This is a genomic window from Cereibacter azotoformans (genome assembly GCF_021391315.1).
Lineage (GTDB): Bacteria > Pseudomonadota > Alphaproteobacteria > Rhodobacterales > Rhodobacteraceae > Cereibacter_A > Cereibacter_A azotoformans.
This window is the reverse complement of record NZ_CP090022.1, coordinates 190,980-208,573: the sequence shown is the minus strand read 5'-3', so window position 1 is coordinate 208,573 and position 17,594 is coordinate 190,980. Positions and strand designations below refer to the sequence as shown.

At 68.1% G+C, this 17,594-nt stretch carries 15 protein-coding genes; 6 read left to right on the top strand and 9 right to left on the bottom strand.

All coding sequences use genetic code 11. The features are described 5' to 3' along the window. Positions 1–17 precede the first annotated feature (17 nt). Positions 18–572, top strand: a complete 555-nt coding sequence (locus LV780_RS16050; protein ID WP_101339947.1) for a L,D-transpeptidase — start codon at positions 18–20, stop codon at positions 570–572. Between the two features lie 132 nt (positions 573–704). On the opposite strand, the gene ilvD is transcribed toward LV780_RS16050, so the two are convergent. Then, positions 705–2,543 carry a dihydroxy-acid dehydratase gene (gene ilvD / locus LV780_RS16045; protein ID WP_117345112.1) on the bottom strand — a complete coding sequence of 613 codons (1,839 nt, stop codon included), beginning with the start codon at positions 2,541–2,543 and terminating at the stop codon, positions 705–707. Positions 2,544–2,780: 237 nt separating this feature from the next. Between ilvD and egtB the strand changes: the two genes are divergently transcribed. Both egtB and egtD read left to right on the top strand, forming a co-directional pair. Beyond that, positions 2,781–4,028: an ergothioneine biosynthesis protein EgtB gene (egtB, locus tag LV780_RS16040; protein WP_117345113.1), complete on the top strand. Its 1,248-nt coding sequence runs from the start codon at positions 2,781–2,783 to the stop codon at positions 4,026–4,028. Continuing rightward, entirely contained in the window at positions 4,028–4,960 is a 933-nt protein-coding gene (egtD, locus tag LV780_RS16035) for an L-histidine N(alpha)-methyltransferase (protein ID WP_108221164.1), read from the top strand. The genes egtB and egtD overlap by 1 nt, the downstream gene beginning before the upstream one ends. 89 nt (positions 4,961–5,049) lie before the next feature. Here the strand turns inward: egtD and LV780_RS16030 are convergent, their stop codons facing one another. The 3 genes from LV780_RS16030 to LV780_RS16020 all read right to left on the bottom strand — a co-directional run bounded on the left by LV780_RS16030 (position 5,050) and on the right by LV780_RS16020 (position 9,929). Next, entirely contained in the window at positions 5,050–6,576 is a 1,527-nt protein-coding gene (locus LV780_RS16030; protein ID WP_108221165.1) for a cryptochrome/photolyase family protein, read from the bottom strand. Positions 6,577–6,679: 103 nt separating this feature from the next. Next, complete coding sequence (locus LV780_RS16025) at positions 6,680–8,335, bottom strand: BCCT family transporter (RefSeq protein WP_011910805.1); 1,656 nt, start codon at positions 8,333–8,335, stop codon at positions 6,680–6,682. A gap of 346 nt (positions 8,336–8,681) precedes the next feature. After that, a complete protein-coding gene (locus tag LV780_RS16020) occupies positions 8,682–9,929 on the bottom strand; it encodes an anaerobic sulfatase maturase (protein WP_108221167.1) in 1,248 nt (415 codons plus the stop codon). Between the two features lie 188 nt (positions 9,930–10,117). On the opposite strand from LV780_RS16020, the gene LV780_RS16015 reads away from it, so the two are divergent. Then, the gene (locus LV780_RS16015; protein WP_108221168.1) at positions 10,118–11,104 is read left to right on the top strand and encodes a siderophore-interacting protein; all 987 of its coding nucleotides are present in this window, start codon (positions 10,118–10,120) and stop codon (positions 11,102–11,104) included. On the opposite strand, the gene LV780_RS16010 is transcribed toward LV780_RS16015, so the two are convergent. The 5 genes from LV780_RS16010 to fabA form a co-directional block, all read right to left on the bottom strand. Next, positions 11,080–12,783 (bottom strand): ABC transporter ATP-binding protein, encoded by a 1,704-nt coding sequence (locus LV780_RS16010; RefSeq protein WP_108221169.1) that lies wholly within the window; start codon positions 12,781–12,783, stop codon positions 11,080–11,082. The two genes, LV780_RS16015 and LV780_RS16010, sit on opposite strands and share 25 nt — an antisense overlap. A 182-nt stretch (positions 12,784–12,965) precedes the next feature. After that, on the bottom strand, positions 12,966–13,391 hold the full coding sequence (locus tag LV780_RS16005; RefSeq protein ID WP_108221170.1) for a VOC family protein: 426 nt from the start codon (positions 13,389–13,391) through the stop codon (positions 12,966–12,968). An 84-nt stretch (positions 13,392–13,475) separates the two neighbouring features. Beyond that, the gene (locus tag LV780_RS16000) at positions 13,476–14,264 is read right to left on the bottom strand and encodes an enoyl-ACP reductase FabI (protein WP_011910810.1); all 789 of its coding nucleotides are present in this window, start codon (positions 14,262–14,264) and stop codon (positions 13,476–13,478) included. A 10-nt stretch (positions 14,265–14,274) separates the two neighbouring features. Then, the gene (gene fabB, locus LV780_RS15995) at positions 14,275–15,504 is read right to left on the bottom strand and encodes a beta-ketoacyl-ACP synthase I (RefSeq protein ID WP_011910811.1); all 1,230 of its coding nucleotides are present in this window, start codon (positions 15,502–15,504) and stop codon (positions 14,275–14,277) included. Positions 15,505–15,522: 18 nt separating this feature from the next. After that, positions 15,523–16,032: a bifunctional 3-hydroxydecanoyl-ACP dehydratase/trans-2-decenoyl-ACP isomerase gene (fabA, locus tag LV780_RS15990; RefSeq protein ID WP_108221205.1), complete on the bottom strand. Its 510-nt coding sequence runs from the start codon at positions 16,030–16,032 to the stop codon at positions 15,523–15,525. 146 nt (positions 16,033–16,178) lie between these two features. Here fabA and irr point away from each other — a divergent pair, with 146 nt between their 5' ends. Together irr and LV780_RS15980 are read left to right on the top strand one after the other, a co-directional pair. After that, entirely contained in the window at positions 16,179–16,619 is a 441-nt protein-coding gene (irr, locus tag LV780_RS15985) for a Fur family transcriptional regulator Irr (RefSeq protein WP_011910813.1), read from the top strand. A 127-nt stretch (positions 16,620–16,746) separates the two neighbouring features. Further along, entirely contained in the window at positions 16,747–17,553 is an 807-nt protein-coding gene (locus LV780_RS15980; RefSeq protein WP_108221206.1) for a transglutaminase-like domain-containing protein, read from the top strand. Positions 17,554–17,594 lie beyond the last annotated feature (41 nt).

The following is a 17,594-nucleotide window of genomic DNA, read 5'->3' as shown; positions in this document are numbered from 1 at the left end:
AGCAAAGGAGCAGACAGATGAAATCGTTCAACCGACGCCATGCGCTGGGTCTGGGGATTGCGGCAGCGGGTGGCCTTCTGTTGCCGATGCCGGCCATCGCCCGGACCGTGAACCGGGCGAACATCTCGTCCTTCACCATGCAGAGCTGGGAAGACCATTTCGATCGTCTCGGCAAAGGCGCCATCGTGGCCGACACCACCTCGCGCGCGCTGCATTTCTGGAGTGGGGACGGGCAGGAGTACCGCGTCTATCCGACCTCCGTGCCGATGTCGGAAGAGCTGACGAAGCGCGGCTACACCGAGATCGTGCGCAAGAAGGTGGGCCCGTCCTGGACGCCCACGCCCTCGCAGATGGAGCGTTATCCCGACTGGAAGCCCATCGGTCCCGGCCCCGAGAATCCGCTCGGCACCCACGCCATGTATCTCGGCTGGCCCGCCTACATCATCCACGGCACGCACGACACGCGGAAGATCGGCCGCCCTTCTTCGGACGGCTGCATCGGGCTTTACAACGAGAAGATCGCCGAGCTGTTCGAGCTCTGCCCCATCGGAGCGCAGGTCCGGGTGATCTGAGGCCGGCACTCATTCGGTGCCGCGATGGCGCCCTTGGCCAGAGCGGCTCTTGTGGCGCAAGCGGGGGGAGCGGCCGGTCGGCGCCCCCGTCCCGGACCGGAGGTCGATCTCCGGTCCGTCAGGCCCTGCGGCTCACTCCGGCAGGACGCGCACGGCTCCCTTGTCGGCCGAGGCCGCGAACTGGGCATAGACCTTCAGGGCCTGCGAGACCTTGCGCTTGCGTGGCCCGGCGGGTTTCCAGCCCTTCGCATCCTGTTCGGTCCGGCGGGCAGCCAGTTCGGCCTCCGGCACGGCGAGGGTGATGGTGCGGTTCGGGATGTCGATCTCGATCCGATCGCCCTCGCGCACGAGCCCGATGGTGCCGCCCGACGCCGCCTCGGGCGAGGCATGGCCGATCGAGAGGCCCGAGGTGCCGCCCGAGAACCGCCCGTCTGTGATCAGCGCGCAGGCTTTGCCCAGCCCTTTCGACTTCAGGTAGGAGGTCGGGTAGAGCATCTCCTGCATCCCCGGCCCGCCCTTGGGACCCTCGTAGCGGATCACCACCACGTCGCCCGCCTGCACCCCGCCGTTCAGGATGCCATAGACGGCGGCGTCCTGGCTCTCGAACACCTTGGCGGGGCCCGCGAAGACGAGGATCGACTCGTCCACCCCCGCGGTCTTCACGATGCAGCCGTCGGGCGCGAGGTTCCCCTTCAGCACCGCCAGCCCGCCGTCCTTCGAGAAGGGCGCCGCGACCGAGCGGATCACGCCGGTCTCGCGGTCGGTGTCGAGGCTGTCCCACATCGAGGACTGGCTGAAGGCCACCTGCGTGGGCACACCGCCGGGCGCGGCCAGGAACAGCTCGCGCGCCTCGCCCGCGTTCGAGCGGCCAATGTCCCACTGGTCGATCGCCGCCCCCAGGGTCGGCGCGTGAACGGTCGCACAATCGCGGTGCAGAAGGCCGCCGCGGTCCAGCTCTCCCAGGATCGACATGATGCCGCCCGCGCGGTGCACGTCCTCGATATGCACGTCGGCCTTGTTCGGCGCGACCTTGCAGAGGCAGGGCACCCGGCGCGACATCGCGTCGATGTCGTCCATAGTGAAATCGACGCCGCCTTCCTGCGCGGCGGCCAGGATATGCAGCACCGTGTTGGTCGAGCCGCCCATCGCAATGTCGAGCGCCATGGCGTTCTCGAACGCCTGCTTCGTCGCGATCGACCGGGGCAGGACGCTTTCGTCCTCCTGCTCATAGTAGCGACGGCAAAGCTCGACCGCCCGGCGTCCGGCCTCGAGGAACAGGTCCTTGCGGAGGGCATGGGTCGCCAGCGTGGTGCCGTTGCCGGGCAGCGACAGCCCCAGCGCCTCGGTCAGGCAGTTCATCGAATTGGCGGTGAACATCCCCGAGCAGGAGCCGCAGGTCGGGCAGGCGGCCTGCTCGATGCGGGTCAGATCGTCGTCCGAGACCTTTTCGTCGGCCGCGGCCACCATGGCGTCGATCAGGTCCATCTTGACCGTGCGGCCGTCGCCGAGCGTCACCTTGCCCGCCTCCATCGGCCCGCCCGAGACGAAGACGGCGGGGATGTTGAGGCGCATCGCGGCCATCAGCATGCCGGGGGTGATCTTGTCGCAATTCGAGATGCAGACCATCGCATCGGCGCAATGGGCGTTCACCATGTATTCGACCGAGTCGGCGATCAGCTCGCGCGAGGGCAGGGAGTAGAGCATCCCGTCATGGCCCATCGCGATCCCGTCATCGACGGCGATGGTGTTGAACTCCTTGGCGATGCCGCCCGCGGCCTCGACCTCGCGCGCCACGAGCTGGCCCAGGTCCTTGAGATGGACATGGCCCGGCACGAACTGGGTGAAGCTGTTCACGATGGCGATGATCGGCTTGCCGAAGTCGCTGTCTTTCACCCCGGTCGCGCGCCAGAGGCCACGCGCGCCGGCCATGTTGCGGCCATGGGTGCTGGTGCGGGAACGGTATGCGGGCATGTCTCGTCTTTCCGGCTGGCATCTCTCGGGCCCGACGACTGCGCTTTCGTTGCTCGAAAATCAACCCTTCTTTGCGGAAAGCTGCGCAGAGGCGGGCTCGGTGACGATTGTTTGAAGGCTCCGTCTTTGCGCTCCAGCGGGCCGCCGGCGCCGCAGGAGCGGTCAAAAAGCGACGTCTGGCGGTGGACCGGCCCGGTCTCAGCCCTAGCTGGAGGCACCCGGAGGAGGAGGAAGCCCATGCCCCAGCTGAAGCCCGCCGCACCGCCCTCGCGGTCCCATGCGCAGGATCTTTTCGCCCAAACCCGCGCGATGACGGCCCGTCTCGCCCAGCCGCTGGCACCCGAGGACATGATGCTTCAGTCGATGGAGGATGCGAGCCCGGCCAAGTGGCATCTCGCCCATACGACCTGGTTCTTCGAGGAGTTCATCCTCAAGCCGCATGCGCAGGGCTATCGCTCACCCGACGAACGCTTCGCCTTCCTGTTCAACTCCTACTATGTGCAGGCCGGGCCCCGCCACGCGCGGGCCCGGCGCGGGCTGGTCTCGCGGCCGGGCGTGCGGGCGGTGCTCGACTACCGCGCCCATGTGGACGAGGCTCTCGGGACCCTGCTCGAGCACAGCGACAATCCCGACGTCGCGGCGCTCGCGGAACTGGGCTGCCATCACGAGATGCAGCATCAGGAGCTTCTGGTCACTGATTTGCTCCATGCCTTCTCCTACAATCCGCTGCTGCCGGCCTACCGCGACCCCGAGCCCGTAGGCGTGACCGAGGAGCGGCCGCTCCGCTTCGCACGCCACGAGGGCGGGCTTGTGGAGGTGGGACATGAGGGCGGCGGTTTCTCCTACGATTGCGAAGGTCCGCGCCACCGTGTCTGGCTCGATCCCTACGAGATCGCCGAGCGGCCCGTCACCAACCGCGAGTGGATCGCCTTCATGGAGGCCGGCGGCTACGGCGAGCAGACCCTCTGGCTGATGGAAGGCTGGGCCGTGCGCGAGCGTGAGCGGTGGGATGCGCCGCTCTACTGGTGGCAGCAGGACGACGTCTGGTGGACCTACACGCTGCGCGGGCCCCAGCCGGTCAATCTCGACGCGCCCGTCTGCCATGTGAGCTATTACGAGGCCGAGGCCTTTGCCCGCTGGGCGGGCGGACGGCTGCCCAGCGAGGCCGAATGGGAGGTGGCCTTCCGCGATCGCCCCATCGCCGGCAACTTCCTCGAGCAGGGGGCGCTGCGGCCGCTGCCCGGCGGCAGCCCCTGGGGCGACGTCTGGGAATGGACCGCAAGCTCCTTCAGCCCCTATCCCGGATTCCGTCCTCCCGAGGGAGCGATCGGGGAATACAACGGGAAGTTCATGGTCAACCAGCATGTGCTGCGCGGCGGCTCCTGTGCGACGCCCGCGGCGCAGATGCGGCCGACCTACCGCAACTTCTTCTATCCCCATCAGAGGTGGCAGATGATGGGCCTGCGGCTGGCGAGGGACGTGTGATGGACGCGCTGGTCATCCGCAACCCCGAGCTTCTGGCCGATGCGCTGCGCGGGCTGTCGCAGACGCCCAAGCGGATGGAGCCCAAGTGGTTCTACGACGCCGAGGGCAGCGCGCTTTTCGAGCGCATCACCGAACTGCCGGAATACTATCCCACCCGGACCGAAACCGCGATCCTGTCGGCGGGCGCGGATCGGCTGGCCTCGCATGTGCCCGAAGGGGCCGAACTGGTGGAACTCGGAAGCGGGGCCAGCGTGAAGACCCGGCTTCTTCTCGACCGTCTGGAGGGCCTGTCGGCCTATGTGCCGGTGGATATTTCCGCCTCGTTCCTGAAGGAAACCGCGCGGCGGCTGGCCAGCTCCTATCCCCGTCTGCCGATCCGGCCTGTGGCCGCCGACTTCACCCGGCCGCTGCGGCTGGACGACGAAGGCCACCCGCGCGTGGGCTTCTTTCCGGGCTCGACTCTGGGCAACCTTGATCCCGACGGCGCGCGCGCGCTGATGCGCGGAGTGCGGGACTGGCCGGGCATCCGCGGCTTCATCGTGGGGATCGACCTGATCAAGGACGAGGAAACCCTCGTGCGCGCCTATGACGATGCGGCGGGCGTCACGGCGGCCTTCAACCTCAACCTTCTCCACCGGATGAACCGCGAGATCGGCGCGGACTTCGACCCTGACCGCTTCGCCCACCGCGCGATCTGGAACGCGGACAAGGCGCGGATCGAGATGCATCTCGAGAGCCTCGCCGCGCAGAGCGTGCAGATCGGCCCGCGCACCATCCGTTTCGCGAAGGGAGAGACGATCCACACCGAGAACAGCCACAAGTTCTCGCCCGAGAGCTTCGCCCTCCGCGCGGCCGAGGCGGGATGGCGGCTTGCCGATTTCCTGACCGACGAGGACCAAATGTTCGGTGTGGCCGTTCTGGCGCCCGTGTAGCCCCCGCGCGCGCCCGAGCCGCGCGGGCGCGCAGCCTTGCGGTCTTTCCAGGAACGGCCTGCAGGCGCGTCCCGGCGGGCCTTTTCCCTTCAGACCGGCTCGCCCGCATGAAGCCGTGCGAGGAACCTCTCGGCGTCGGCCAGCACCGTGTCCCGATGTCCGGGCTCCATCCGGTCCCAGGTGCGATACATCTGGACCATCCGGGGATTGCGCTCGAACCGCTCGCGGTGGCGGGCGAGGAAATGCCAGTAGAGCAGGTTGAAGGGGCAGGCGTCGGGCCCCGTCCGCGTCTTCACGGAATAGGCGCAGCCGCGGCAATAATCCGACATCCGGTCGATGTAGGCGCCCGACGAGACATAGGGCTTCGACCCCATCAGGCCGTCGTCGGCGAACTGGCTCATCCCGATCGTGTTCGGCGCCTCGACCCATTCCAGCGCGTCGATATAGACCGAGAGATACCATTCATGGACCTCGGCCGGATCGACGCCGGCCAGCAGTGCGAAATTGCCCGTCACCATGAGCCGCTGGATATGGTGCGCGTAGGCCAGATCCCGCGTCTGGCCCACCGCCGCCGCGAGGCAGGCCAACCGCGTGGGCGCCCCCCAGTAGAGCGCGGGCAGGGGCGCGCGATGAGCCAGGCCGTTCGAGGCCATGTAGTCCGGCCCCGACAGCGCCCAGATGCCGCGGACATATTCCCGCCAGCCGAGGATCTGCCGGATGAAGCCCTCGACCGCGTTCAACGGCGCACGCCCGGCCCGCCACTCGGCCTCGGCCCGCTGGCAGACCTCCATCGGCCCCAACAGCCCGAGGTTCAGCGATGAGGACAGGAGCGCGTGGCTCAGGAACGGGTCATCGGCCAGCATCGCATCCTGTTCGTCCCCGAAGCGCGGCAGGCTCTCGCGGAGGAAATGCTCGAGCGCCTGCAGCGCCTCCTTTCGATCGGTGGGCCATTGAAAGGGGCGCAGGCGGCCGAAATGACGCGGAAAGCGCGCCTCCACCAGATCCAGAACGGCGCGGACCTCGCCATCCGGCTCGAACCGCAGCGGACGCGGGCGCAGCAGGTCCGGCGCGGCCGGCTTGCGGTTTTCGGTGTCAAAGTTCCACCGGCCCCCCGCCGGCTGGTCGCCCTCCATCAGAAGGCCGGTCTTGCGGCGCATGTCGCGGTAGAACCATTCCATGCGCAGTTGCTTGCGCCCCTCGGCCCAGCGGGCGAAGGCATCGGCCGGGCAGATGAACCGGTCGTCCGGCAGGAACCGGACCGGCAGGGGAAGCGCCTCAAGGGACGCGATCAGCCGCCAGTCGCCGGGCTGGGTGACGAGGATTTCGCGTGCGCCGTTCTCGCCGGCGCGGCGCAGCAACTCGGCCCCGATGGAGGGCCCGGTGTCCGCATCGTCGAGGCGGGAATAGGCGACATCGAAGCCCAAGGCCTCGAGCCGCCGCGCGAACTTGCGCATGGCCGACAGGATCAGGGCGATCTTCTGGGGATGATGCGGAACATAGGTGCCTTCCTCGGCCACCTCGGCCATGACCACAAGATCCTGCGCCGGATCGGCAGCCCGGAGGGCCGAAAGCGTCTCTGTCAACTGGTCGCCCAGCACAAGGATGAGCCGCGTCATGCCGCACCTCCGGTCGCCCCGCCGGCGAGAGCTAGCGAGGCTGAGGCGCGCGTCAAGCCCGGATGGGCGGCGCCTGCGCGACGGCAGGCGCCGCGGCTTCATCTCACCGCGGCTCGGCGGCGAGGCCCTTGATCAGCGCGTAGCAGGCGCCGAGGAGGACGATGGTGAAGGGGAAGCCGGTCGAGACGGCCATCGCCTGAAGCGCCGCGAGGCCGCCCCCGAGCAGCAGCGCGATCGCCACGAGCCCCTCGAAGGTCGCCCAGAACACCCTCTGGGGCACCGGCGCATTGACCTTGCCGCCCGCGGCGATCGTGTCGATCACCAGCGAGCCCGAGTCCGAGGAGGTGACGAAGAACACGATCACGAGCACGATGCCGATCAGCGACGTGATCTGTGTCAGCGGCAGGTGCGACAGCATCTCGAAGAGCTGGATCTCGAGCGCGGCATTCTGGACCGAGCTCAGCCCCTCGACCACCACCTGGCTGATCGCCGTTCCACCAAGCGCCGTCATCCAGAGCGTCGAGACGAGCGACGGGATCAGCAGCACGGCGATCACGAACTCGCGGACGGTGCGGCCGCGGCTGACGCGGGCGATGAACATGCCGACGAAGGGCGACCAGCTGATCCACCACGCCCAGTAGAAGGCCGTCCAGCCGTGACGGAAGTTGTCGTCGGTTCGGCCGAACGGGTTCGAGAGCGCGGGGAGGTTCTGGACATAGGCGTAGAGGTTGAGGAAGAAGCCGCGCAGGATCTGCAGGCTGGGGCCCACGAGGATGACGAAGAGCAGCAGCAGGAAGGCCAGCGCCATGTTGATTTCCGACAGGCGCTTCACACCCTTCTCCATCCCCGCGATCACCGATCCGGCGGCGATCCCGGTGATGACGATCACGAGAAAGACCGTCATGCCCATGGTCGAGGGCAGGCCGAAGAGGAAATCAAGCCCCGCGCCCGCCTGCTGCGCCCCGATCCCGAGCGAGGTCGAGAGGCCGAAGATCGTGGCGAAGACCGCAAGGATGTCGATGACATGGCCCGGCCAGCCCCAGACGCGCTCGCCGAAGATCGGATAGAAGACCGAACGCAGCGTGAGCGGCAGGCCCTTGTTGTAGGCGAAGAGCGCCAGCGACAGCGCCACGACGGCATAGATCGCCCAGGGGTGCAGCGACCAGTGGAAGATCGTGGCCGCCATGGCGAGGCGCCGCGCGGCTTCGGCATCGCCCGGCGCGCCATCGAGCGGCGCCCAGTCCGTCCGCACTCCGTTCTCGAACACAGGGCCCTGGAAGGCCGCGGTGAAGTTCCCGAGCGGTTCCGAGACGCCGTAGAACATCAGCCCGATCCCCATGCCCGCGGCAAAGAGCATCGAGAACCAGGACAGGCGGTTGTAGTCCGGTGTCGCCTCGGGGCCGCCCAGCCGGATACGGCCCAGCGGCAGGAAGACCAGCACAAGGCAGACGATCACGAAGAGGTTGCCCGACAGCAGGAAGAACCAGGCGAGGTTCGAGGTCAGCGTGTCGCGGATGGCGGTGAAGACCGGGCCCAGCGTCGTCTGGAACATCAGCGTGAGGAACGTGAAGGCGACAATGCTGAGCGCCGAGACGCTGAAGACGACGTTGTGGATGTCGATTTCGAAGACGAACCTTCGTCGGTAGCTGATATTGTCCTGACCGATCTCGTATTCGGTTTCGATGATCTGCGTGGGGCCTTCCGGCGACGGGATCGCCTCGTCGGCAGGTGGGGTCGTCGGATGCGTGGCATCGGCCATCGGTTTGTCCCTCCGGTCTATCTGTCATGCAGAGGCCCCGACGCGACGGGCCGGAGGGCCTCCGTGATCGCGCAATTCCCCCGATCCAACCGGATGAGGTTTCCTGACGACAGGAACATCGACTGCGGTTGCAGGGTTCCCGAATGCTGCAGGTTGCGCTTCGGGAGGGCCGACGGCCCTCCCGCAACGGCGGCCTTGTGACGGAGCAGCCGCAAAATGTCCAGCCCCGGCTGCATCTTTCTCCCGTGCGGCGCGGGAAATCCTCCAACAGTCCCTCGAAAATCGGGACGTTTTTGCCGGGCATGGTCCCGCCAGAGCCGCAGTCCGAGAAAATACGTCTTCGTGATCAGGCTGTTCCGCCAGCCCGTTCCATGATCGCCGCCGCCGGCCGGCCGGCACGCACGAGGCGCACGATCTTGGCAAGTCGGTCTCCGGCATGGTCAAGGAACATCCGGTAGCCGGCGCAGAAGTGGCTCACCTTTCCCGGGCCGCCTCCGGGTTCAGGCGCGATCCGGTGCTTGGGGCAACCGCCGTGGCAGGCGGCCCTCCATCGGCAGTGGCGGCAACTTGCAGGCAGGAGACCGGCCTTCTCCTTGCCGAACCGGCGTTGCCGGGGAAGGGCGGCGAATTCACCGATCCTGCGTGCGCGGATGTTGCCGAGGCGATGATCGGGGTAAACATAGTGATCGCAGGCATAGAGGTCGCCGTTGTGCTCGAGCGCGAGCGCGTCGCCGCAGGTCTCGGCAAAAACACAGAGCGAGGCGGGCTCGCCCGCAAGGATGCCCAGCATCACCTCGAAATGCTGGACGAACACCCGTCCCACATCGGCCGACACCCACTCGTCGAAGATCGCGCAGAGAAACCGGCCATAGTCCTCGCCGCTGACGCAGAAGGGCGCCAGCGTCGCCCCGCGGTCGCCCCTTCCCGGAGGGCCGGCCTGCCCGCCCCCCGGCATCCGCCGTTCGAGAGCCGGGATGAACTGTATCACCTCGACCCCGAGGCCCCGCAGGTATCTGTAAACCTCGAGCGGCTGGTCCACGTTGGCGCGGCTGACCACGGTCAGGACATTCACATCGACCCCGTGCTGCTGGAGAAGCCCCAGCCCCCGAAGGACCCTGGCCGAGCTGGCCCGCCCGCGCCGGTCCGGCCGCGCCGCATCCTGTATTGCGGGCGGTCCGTCGAGGCTCACCCCCACGAGAAACTCGTGCGCGTGCAGGAAGCCGGCCCATTCGGGGGTGACGAGCGTCCCGTTGGTCTGGATCGCGTTTCCGATCCGCTGTCCGGGAGGGCAGAGACGTTGCTGCAGATCCACCACACGGCGGAAGAAGTCGAGCCCCATCAGGAAGGGTTCGCCGCCCTGCCAGCTGAAGGTGATGTCGCGCAACCCGGCCGCCGATTGCGCCGCGACATAGTCGCGGATGAACCGGACAAGAACATCCTCGTCCATCCGGAAACGGTGCCGTTCGGGGTAGAGCGCCTCCTTCCCGAGGTAGTAGCAATAACCGCAGGCAAGGTTGCAGCGTGGGCCGACCGGCTTGGCCATGACATGAAAGGCATGGGGCTGGCGCCGCGGGTTCTGCAAGGTGGAGCGCATGGGCAACTCTCTGGTGTCGGAGACATCCGGCATGGCACCGCGGCTGCGACAGATCAAGTCGCGGGTGCTTGACGGTTTTTGTCGGAATAGGGTAGTGCAGGGTCAGCCAGCCCGCCGGGCACGCCACGCCCTGCCTCGCGAGAAGGGGCATCTCCGCCGCCCTCTCGCCTGTTGAAAAGGATGCCGGGATGCCCGTCTCGCTGACCGCCTGCCTGCCGGGCTGTGCCGCCGTGGCACTGCTCGCCCGTGCCGAGGCGGACGACTGGCCCGTGCGGGCCGTGCCCGGAGGGTTCGCGGTCCAGGTCTGGGGCGGAGAGGTTCGGCTCTCGGGGCTCGAGCTGAGGCTCGAGGCGGCCGACGCCTGCCAGCTCTTCGTGCTGCAGGAGGCAATGACGCTCCTGTTCGAGGCGGCCGGCGCCCGGCCCATGTGGGAGCGTGTGGCCACCGGCGACCTGCCGCCCACACTGTCGCTGCTGCGGGTGGAGGGGGTGCGCGACGCGTCGCCCAGCTTCCGGCGGGTGCGCCTGACCGGCAACGTTTCGCGCTTCGCGAACGGCGGGCTGCATGTGCGCCTGCTGTTGCCGCCCGAGGGGCGTCCGCCGGAATGGCCGGTGATCGACGCCTCGGGCCGGACGCGCTGGCCCGAAGGTGCCGCGGCCCTGCACGCGCCGGTCTATACGATCCGGGCGCTCGATCCCCGCCAGGGGTGGCTCGAGATCGACATCTTCCAGCATCCGGGCGGCCGCACGGCCCGCTGGTCGCGCGAGGTGCAGCCGGGCGCGGTCGTCGGGGTGATGGGGCCGGGCGGCGGCTGGATCCCCGAGGCCGGCTTCTGCGCCTTCTTCGGCGATGAGACCGCGCTGCCGGCCATCGCGCGCATCCTTGCAGCCCTGCCTCCGACGACGCGCGGGGCGGCCCATCTGGCGGTGCGGCCCTCGGACCTTCCCGACCTGCCGCGCCCGCCGGGCCTGTCGCTTGCCTGCGTGGCGCGGCCCCGCCTTCTCGCCGCTCTGGAGCGGCTTGATCTGCCCGACGCCGACCGGCTCGTGTGGGTGGCGGGCGACCGCGGGCTGGCCGATGCCGCGCGCGACAGGCTGCGCGGCCGTGGCCTGCACAAGCGCGAGATGAGCGTCGCGGCCTACTGGCAGGATCAGGCGGCCGAGAGCCGCGCATAGCGCCCGCCGCGCGCGGCAAGCTCGGCGTGGGTGCCCAGCTCGGCGATGCGGCCTTCCTCCATCACCACGATCCGATCTGCATGGCGGATCGTGGCGAGGCGGTGCGCGATGATCAGCGTGGTCCGGCCCACCGCCAGCGCGTCGAGCGCCGTCTGGATCTCGCGCTCGGTCTCGGTGTCGAGGGCCGAGGTCGCCTCGTCGAGGATCAGGATCGGCGGGTTCTTCAGGAAGGCGCGCGCAATGGCCACCCTCTGTTTCTGCCCGCCCGACAGCATCACACCGCGTTCGCCCACCACCGTGTCGAGCCCCTCGGGAAGTGAGGCGATCATCGGCCCAAGCTGCGCCTGTTCCGCCGCGAGACGGATCTCGGCCTCGGAGGCGTCCAGCCGGCCATAGGCGATGTTCTCGCGCAGCGTGCCGCCAAAGAGGAAGACGTCCTGGCTCACGATGCCGATCTGGCGGCGCAGGCTCTCGATCGTCATGTCCGCCAACGGGATGCCGTCGATCGTGATCCGCCCCTCGTCGGGGTCGTAGAAGCGGGGCACAAGGGCCAGCAGCGTCGTCTTGCCCGCGCCGGACGGCCCCACGAAGGCCAGCGTCTCGCCGGGCCGGACCGAGAGGTCGATCCCTCTCAGCACCGCGCGGCCGCGGTCATAGTCGAAGCCCACCTTCTCGAACCGGATCGCCCCCGACAGCCGCGGCGCCGGGCGGGCGTCGGGCGCATCGGCGATTTCGGGCTCGGTCTCGAGCAGTTCGAGGTAGCGGCGGAAGCCCGCGATGCCCCGCGGATAGGTCTCGATCACCGCGGCGATCTTTTCCAGCGGCCGGAAGAAGACATTCACGAGCAGCAGGAAGCCCACGAACCCGCCGGTGGACAGCTCGCCCGAGAGCACGAACCCCGCTCCCGCGACCATCACCACCAGCTGGACCGACCGCATCCCCATGTAGTTCAGGGCCTGCGAGGCCGCCATGACGCGGTAGGCCGCAAGCTTGGTGTCGCGGTAGCGGGCGTTGTCCTGGGCAAAGAGCGCCTTCTCGTGCCCCTCGTTCGCGAAGGCCTGCACGACGCGGATGCCGCCCACATTCTCCTCGAGCCGCACATTGAAATCAGCAACGCGGGCGTAGATGGCCCTCCAGGTGGCGGTCATCCGGCCGCCGTAGATGGTCACCAGCGCCACCGTCGCCGGTACGATCAGCGCCGTCAGCAGCGCAAGCTGGCTGTTGATCGACAGCATGAGGGCGAAGGCGCCGATGAAGGTCATCACGGCGATGAAGAGATCCTCGGGGCCGTGGTGGGCCACCTCGCCGATCTCCTCGAGATCGCGCGTGACACGCGCCACCAGCTTGCCGGTGCGCACACGGTCGAAATAGCGGAACGAGAGCTTCTGGAGATGTTCGAACGCCCGCCGCCGCATCTCGGTCTCGATGTTGATGCCCAGCATGTGGCCCCAGTAGGTGACCACGGCCATCAGGCCGGTGTTCAGCAGATAGATCAGCAGAAGCGCCGCCGCGGCCACAAGCGTGAGCCCCCAGTCGCCGCGCGGCAGAAGGCGGTCGATGAACCCTTGCACCGCAAGCGGAAAGGCCAGTTCCAGCAGGCCCGAGACGACGGCGCAGCCGAAGTCCAACCAGAAGAGGCCAAGCCACGGCCGGTAATAGGCGAAGAACTGACGGAGCATCGCAGGGCCTTCGTGCGGGATCGGGTGCGGCGGCTGGCATGGCCGGAGGGGCGCGCCGGACCCTCCGGCACGGGCCCTCGAACGGCGGGCTGGCTGTCCCTCTCCTGCGCCGGATTGCCGCGGATTACCAGACCTTCCGTGCCACCAACCCCTGTTTCGCGGCGGGCCGGGTCGTGGCTTCGTCAGCCGCTGTTCATCTTGCGCGCGGCCGACGCCGCCTCGGCGTCCATCCAGAAGATCTCGAGCGTGTTGCCGTCCGGGTCCATGACCGTGCGCTGATACATCCAGCCGTGATCGTCGGCGGGCTTCGGCTCTTTCCCGCCGGTCGAGAGCGCGGCGGCCAGCAGGTCGTCCACCGCGTCGCGGCTGTCGCGCGACAGCGCGATGAGGACGGCCGTGCTTGCGCTCGTGTCCGCGCGGGGCAGGGTGCAGAATCCCTCGAACCGCTCGTGCGTCAGCAGCATGAAGCGGATCGTGTCGGAGACCGTGATGCAGGCCGCGGTGTCATCCGAGAACTGCGCGTCCAGGCCGAACCCGAGCGACCGGTAGAACGGGATGGACCGCGCGAGATCGGACACGGGCAGGTTGACGAAGATCGACTGGGGCATGACAGGTTCCCTCGGTGTCAGGTGATGCGGCCGGGGCCGCAGACCTGCAACGGGGCCGTGGGTGCCCGCGTTCCCTCCGTCGCGCTAGAGATGCTCGGGCTGGGGCATCCCGAGGACATGGTAGCCCCCGTCCACCCGCACGATCTCGCCCGTGGTGCAGGCGCCGTAGTCCGAGGCCAGCCAGACCGCCGTGCCGCCCACCGCCTCGAGCGTGGCATTGGCGCGCAGCGGGGCGTTCGCCTCGGAATGACGGTAGGTGGCGCGCGCGCCCGCGATCGCGGCGCCGGCCAGCGTCTTCATCGGCCCCGGCGAGATCGCGTTGACCCGGATCTTCTGGGGCCCGAGATCATTGGCCAGATAGCGCACGGCCGATTCCAGCGCCGATTTCGCCACGCCCATCACGTTGTAATAGGGCGTCACCCGGTTCGAGCCCTGATAGGTCAGCGTCAGCAGCGCCCCACCCTCGGGCATCAGCTCGGCCGAGCGGCGTGCGATGTCGATGAAGGAAAAGCACGAGATCGTCAGCGAGTTGCGGAAGTTCTCGCGCGTCGTGTTGATGAAGCGGCCCGCGAGCTCGCCCTTGTCGGAATAGGCGATGGCATGGACCACGAAGTCCAGCGTCCCCCAACGGTCCTTGAGCGCCGCAAAGCAGGCGTCGAGCGACTCGTCCTTCGTGACATCGACATCCACGAGGAAGTCCGAGCCGACCGAGGCGGCGAGCGGTTCGACCCGCCGGCCGAACGCCTCGCCCTGATAGGAGAAGGCCAGCTCTGCCCCCTCGGCGGCCAGCGCCCGCGCGATGCCCCAGGCGATCGAGCGGTCGTTCGCGACCCCCATCACCAGACCGCGTTTACCCTTCATCAGCTCGGCCATCCGTGCGACCTCAGTTGTTGAACTTGCTCAGGACAAGCGTGGCGTTGGTGCCGCCGAAGCCGAAGCTGTTCGACAGGACCGAGTCGATCTCGACCCCCTCGCGAAGGCTGGTGGCGATCTCGTCGGGCCGGATCTCGGGATCGAGCTGGCTCACGTTGGCCGAGGCCGCGATGAAGCCGCCCTGCATCATCAGCATCGAGTAGATCGCCTCGTGCACGCCGGTGGCGCCCAGCGAATGGCCGGTCAGCGACTTGGTCGAGGAGATCGGCGGGACGTTGCCTTCGCCGAAGATCCGGCGGATCGCCTTGACCTCGGTCACATCGCCCGCGGGCGTCGAGGTGCCGTGGGCGTTGATGTAGTCGATCCGCCGCCCCTCGGGCAGCGTGGACAGCGCCAGCCGCATCGACCGCTCGCCGCCCTCGCCCGAGGGCGCGACCATGTCGGCCCCGTCGGAGGTGGCGCCGTAACCCGTCACCTCGGCATAGATCTTCGCGCCGCGCGCGCGGGCATGTTCCAGCTCTTCCAGCACCACGACGCCGCCGCCGCCCGCGATCACGAAGCCGTCGCGCGTCGCGTCGAAGGCGCGCGAGGCCGTTTCGGGTGCGTCGTTGTATTTCGACGACATGGCGCCCATCGCGTCAAAGAGGCAGGAGAGCGTCCAGTCCAGCTCTTCCCCGCCGCCGGCAAAGACCACGTCCTGCTTGCCCATCTGGATCAGTTCGGTCCCGTTGCCGATGCAATGGGCCGAGGTCGAGCAGGCCGAGGTGATCGAGTAGTTCACGCCCTTGATCTTGAAAGGAGTGGCAAGGCAGGCCGAGTTGGTCGAGCTCATGCAGCGGGTGACCATGAACGGCCCCATCCGCTTGGGAGAGCCCTTCTCGATGACGATCTTGTGGGCCTGGAAGAAGTTCGAGGTCGAAGGCCCGCCCGAGCCCATCACGAGGCCCGAGCGCGGGTTCGAGACGTCGCTCTCCTCAAGGCCGGAGTCCTTGATCGCCTGCTCCATCGCGATGAAGTTGTAGGCGGCGCCGGAGCCCATGAAGCGCAGGTCGCGCTTGTCGATATGGTCCTCGAGCACGATCTTCGGCATGCCGTGGACCTGGCTGCGGAAGCCGTGCCCGGCATATTCCTCCGAAAAGGAAATGCCCGAGCGGCCGGCACGCAGGCTCGCTTCCACTTCGGCGGCATTGTTCCCGATCGGCGAGACGATGCCGATCCCGGTGATGACGACGCGGCGCATGGGCTTTCCTCCCCCGGGTCAGGCAGCAGCGGCCAGACCGACTTTCATGTCCTTGACGGTGTAGATTTCCTCGCCGTCGGCGAAGACGCGGCCGTCCGCCACGCCCATCTTGAGCCGACGGTCGATCACGCGGGTGAAATCGACGTGATAGGTGACGAGCTTGCGATCCGGCCGGACCATGCCCGAGAGCTTCACCTCACCCACGCCGAGCGCGAAGCCCTGGCCCTGCCAGCCGCGCCAGCCGAGGTTGAAGCCGGTCAGTTGCCACAGGCCGTCCAGCCCGAGGCAGCCGGGCATGACCGGGTTGCCCGGAAAGTGGCACCCGAAGAACCACAGGTCCGGGTGGATGTCGAACTCGGCCACCACATGACCCTTGCCGTGAAGTCCGCCATCCGCCGAAATCTCGGTGATGCGGTCCATCATCAGCATCGGCGGCAGCGGCAGCTGGGCATTGCCCGGCCCGAAGAGTTCGCCCCGCGCGCAAGCCAGCAGCGCCTCCTTGTCGAAGCTCGTCGGATAGTCCGCCATCATTCTCCGTCCGTCCCTGGGTCAACCGCTTCCCCTTAGCATCGGCACCGAAGGACTGGCAAGGGCGGCGCCCTGCGTCACCGGCGCAGGCCGGGCGGACCCGCACGGGTGTTTCCGTTTGAAATCGGGGCGCGGAATGGGATAAGATGCATCTCATGGCAGATGGAAACATGGCACCTACGGCGATCGAACGCGGCACCGAATGGCTGACGAAGGGGGGCTTGCGCCCCACGCGTCAGCGGGTGGCTTTGGCGGCCCTGCTCGTCGGTGACGGGCGTGACAGGCATGTGACGGCGGAGAGTCTTTTTGCCGCAGCCGGGCAGTCCAGCGACAAGGTCAGCCTCGCGACCGTTTACAACACGCTCCGCGCCTTCTGCGAAGCCGGCCTCATGCAGGAAGTGGTGGTCGATGGCGCCCGCAGCTACTTCGACACGCGCGTGGACAATCACCCCCATTTCTTCTGGGAAGATACGGCCGACCTCTTCGACGCCCCGGCCGACCAGCTCGAGATCACCCGCATCCCCGAGCTTCCCGAAGGCGCCGAACTCAGCCGCGTCGATGTGGTGATCCGCCTCAAGCGGTCCTGACAGGCACATCGGCGGCCCTTTCGCCTGCGCCTGCAGCATCCGCGGGATCGGCCCTTTCTGGTCGCATGGCCTCGGAACCGGCCGGTCTGGCAGGGGTTGCCGAATGCGGGACCACAGGGGGCAGTTCATGCTGATACGTTTCGGATACGAGATCTCGGTGAACTGCGCCGGGGACACGCCGATGAACTGCCTGCTCGACATCCGGGACGAGCATCGCCCACAGCTCCGCTCGGCCGAGGTGGTCACGACCGAGCCGGAGGTTCCGATGGCGCTCCACCGGGACATGTTCGGCAACATCTGCCGACGGCTTGTGGTGCCGGCCGGCGACTTCACCATCCGCGGCGACGGTGTGATCGAGGATCCGGGCCATCCCGATCCCGAAGACCCGACGGCCGAGGAGGTGCCCGTCGCCCGCCTGCCCGACGAGACGCTGCCGTTTCTGCTCGGATCGCGTTACTGCGAGACGGACCGGATCAGCCAGATCGCCTGGGACCTGTTCGGCGGGCTGGCTCCGGGCTGGGGGCGGGTCCAGGCGATCTCGGACTTTGCGCACCGCCACATCCGTTTCGATTATGCCAACGCCAGCTCGACCCGCACCGCCTATGAGGCGTGGGAGGACGGCACCGGCGTCTGCCGCGACTTCACCCACCTTGCGATCGCGCTCTGCCGGGCCCTGAACATCCCGGCGCGCTACGTCAATGGCTACCTCGGCGACATCGGCGTGCCGCCAGGGGGGCCGATGGACTTCTGCGCCTGGATGGAGGTCTATCTCGGCGGCCGCTGGCACACGTTCGATCCGCGCAACAACCAGCGCAGGATCGGCCGGATCACCGTCGCGCGAGGCCGTGACGCGGCCGATGTCGCGCTGATCCACTCGTTCGGCCCGCACACGCTGACGCACTTCTTCGTCCGCTGCGAAGAGCTGGAGGGCTGACAGCGCCGCCCCGTCCGCTGGCCGCAGGATGCCTGGACCTG

What these genes read in the sequence shown, in the direction of transcription:
- LV780_RS16050 (WP_101339947.1), top strand. Translation starts at nt 18, where the DNA reads ATGAAATCGTTCAACCGACGCCATGCGCTGGGTCTGGGGATTGCGGCA.
- ilvD (WP_117345112.1), bottom strand. Translation starts at nt 2,543, where the DNA reads ATGCCCGCATACCGTTCCCGCACCAGCACCCATGGCCGCAACATGGCC.
- egtB (WP_117345113.1), top strand. Translation starts at nt 2,781, where the DNA reads ATGCCCCAGCTGAAGCCCGCCGCACCGCCCTCGCGGTCCCATGCGCAG.
- egtD (WP_108221164.1), top strand. Translation starts at nt 4,028, where the DNA reads ATGGACGCGCTGGTCATCCGCAACCCCGAGCTTCTGGCCGATGCGCTG.
- LV780_RS16030 (WP_108221165.1), bottom strand. Translation starts at nt 6,576, where the DNA reads ATGACGCGGCTCATCCTTGTGCTGGGCGACCAGTTGACAGAGACGCTT.
- LV780_RS16025 (WP_011910805.1), bottom strand. Translation starts at nt 8,335, where the DNA reads ATGGCCGATGCCACGCATCCGACGACCCCACCTGCCGACGAGGCGATC.
- LV780_RS16020 (WP_108221167.1), bottom strand. Translation starts at nt 9,929, where the DNA reads ATGCGCTCCACCTTGCAGAACCCGCGGCGCCAGCCCCATGCCTTTCAT.
- LV780_RS16015 (WP_108221168.1), top strand. Translation starts at nt 10,118, where the DNA reads ATGCCCGTCTCGCTGACCGCCTGCCTGCCGGGCTGTGCCGCCGTGGCA.
- LV780_RS16010 (WP_108221169.1), bottom strand. Translation starts at nt 12,783, where the DNA reads ATGCTCCGTCAGTTCTTCGCCTATTACCGGCCGTGGCTTGGCCTCTTC.
- LV780_RS16005 (WP_108221170.1), bottom strand. Translation starts at nt 13,391, where the DNA reads ATGCCCCAGTCGATCTTCGTCAACCTGCCCGTGTCCGATCTCGCGCGG.
- LV780_RS16000 (WP_011910810.1), bottom strand. Translation starts at nt 14,264, where the DNA reads ATGGCCGAGCTGATGAAGGGTAAACGCGGTCTGGTGATGGGGGTCGCG.
- fabB (WP_011910811.1), bottom strand. Translation starts at nt 15,504, where the DNA reads ATGCGCCGCGTCGTCATCACCGGGATCGGCATCGTCTCGCCGATCGGG.
- fabA (WP_108221205.1), bottom strand. Translation starts at nt 16,032, where the DNA reads ATGGCGGACTATCCGACGAGCTTCGACAAGGAGGCGCTGCTGGCTTGC.
- irr (WP_011910813.1), top strand. Translation starts at nt 16,179, where the DNA reads ATGCATCTCATGGCAGATGGAAACATGGCACCTACGGCGATCGAACGC.
- LV780_RS15980 (WP_108221206.1), top strand. Translation starts at nt 16,747, where the DNA reads ATGCTGATACGTTTCGGATACGAGATCTCGGTGAACTGCGCCGGGGAC.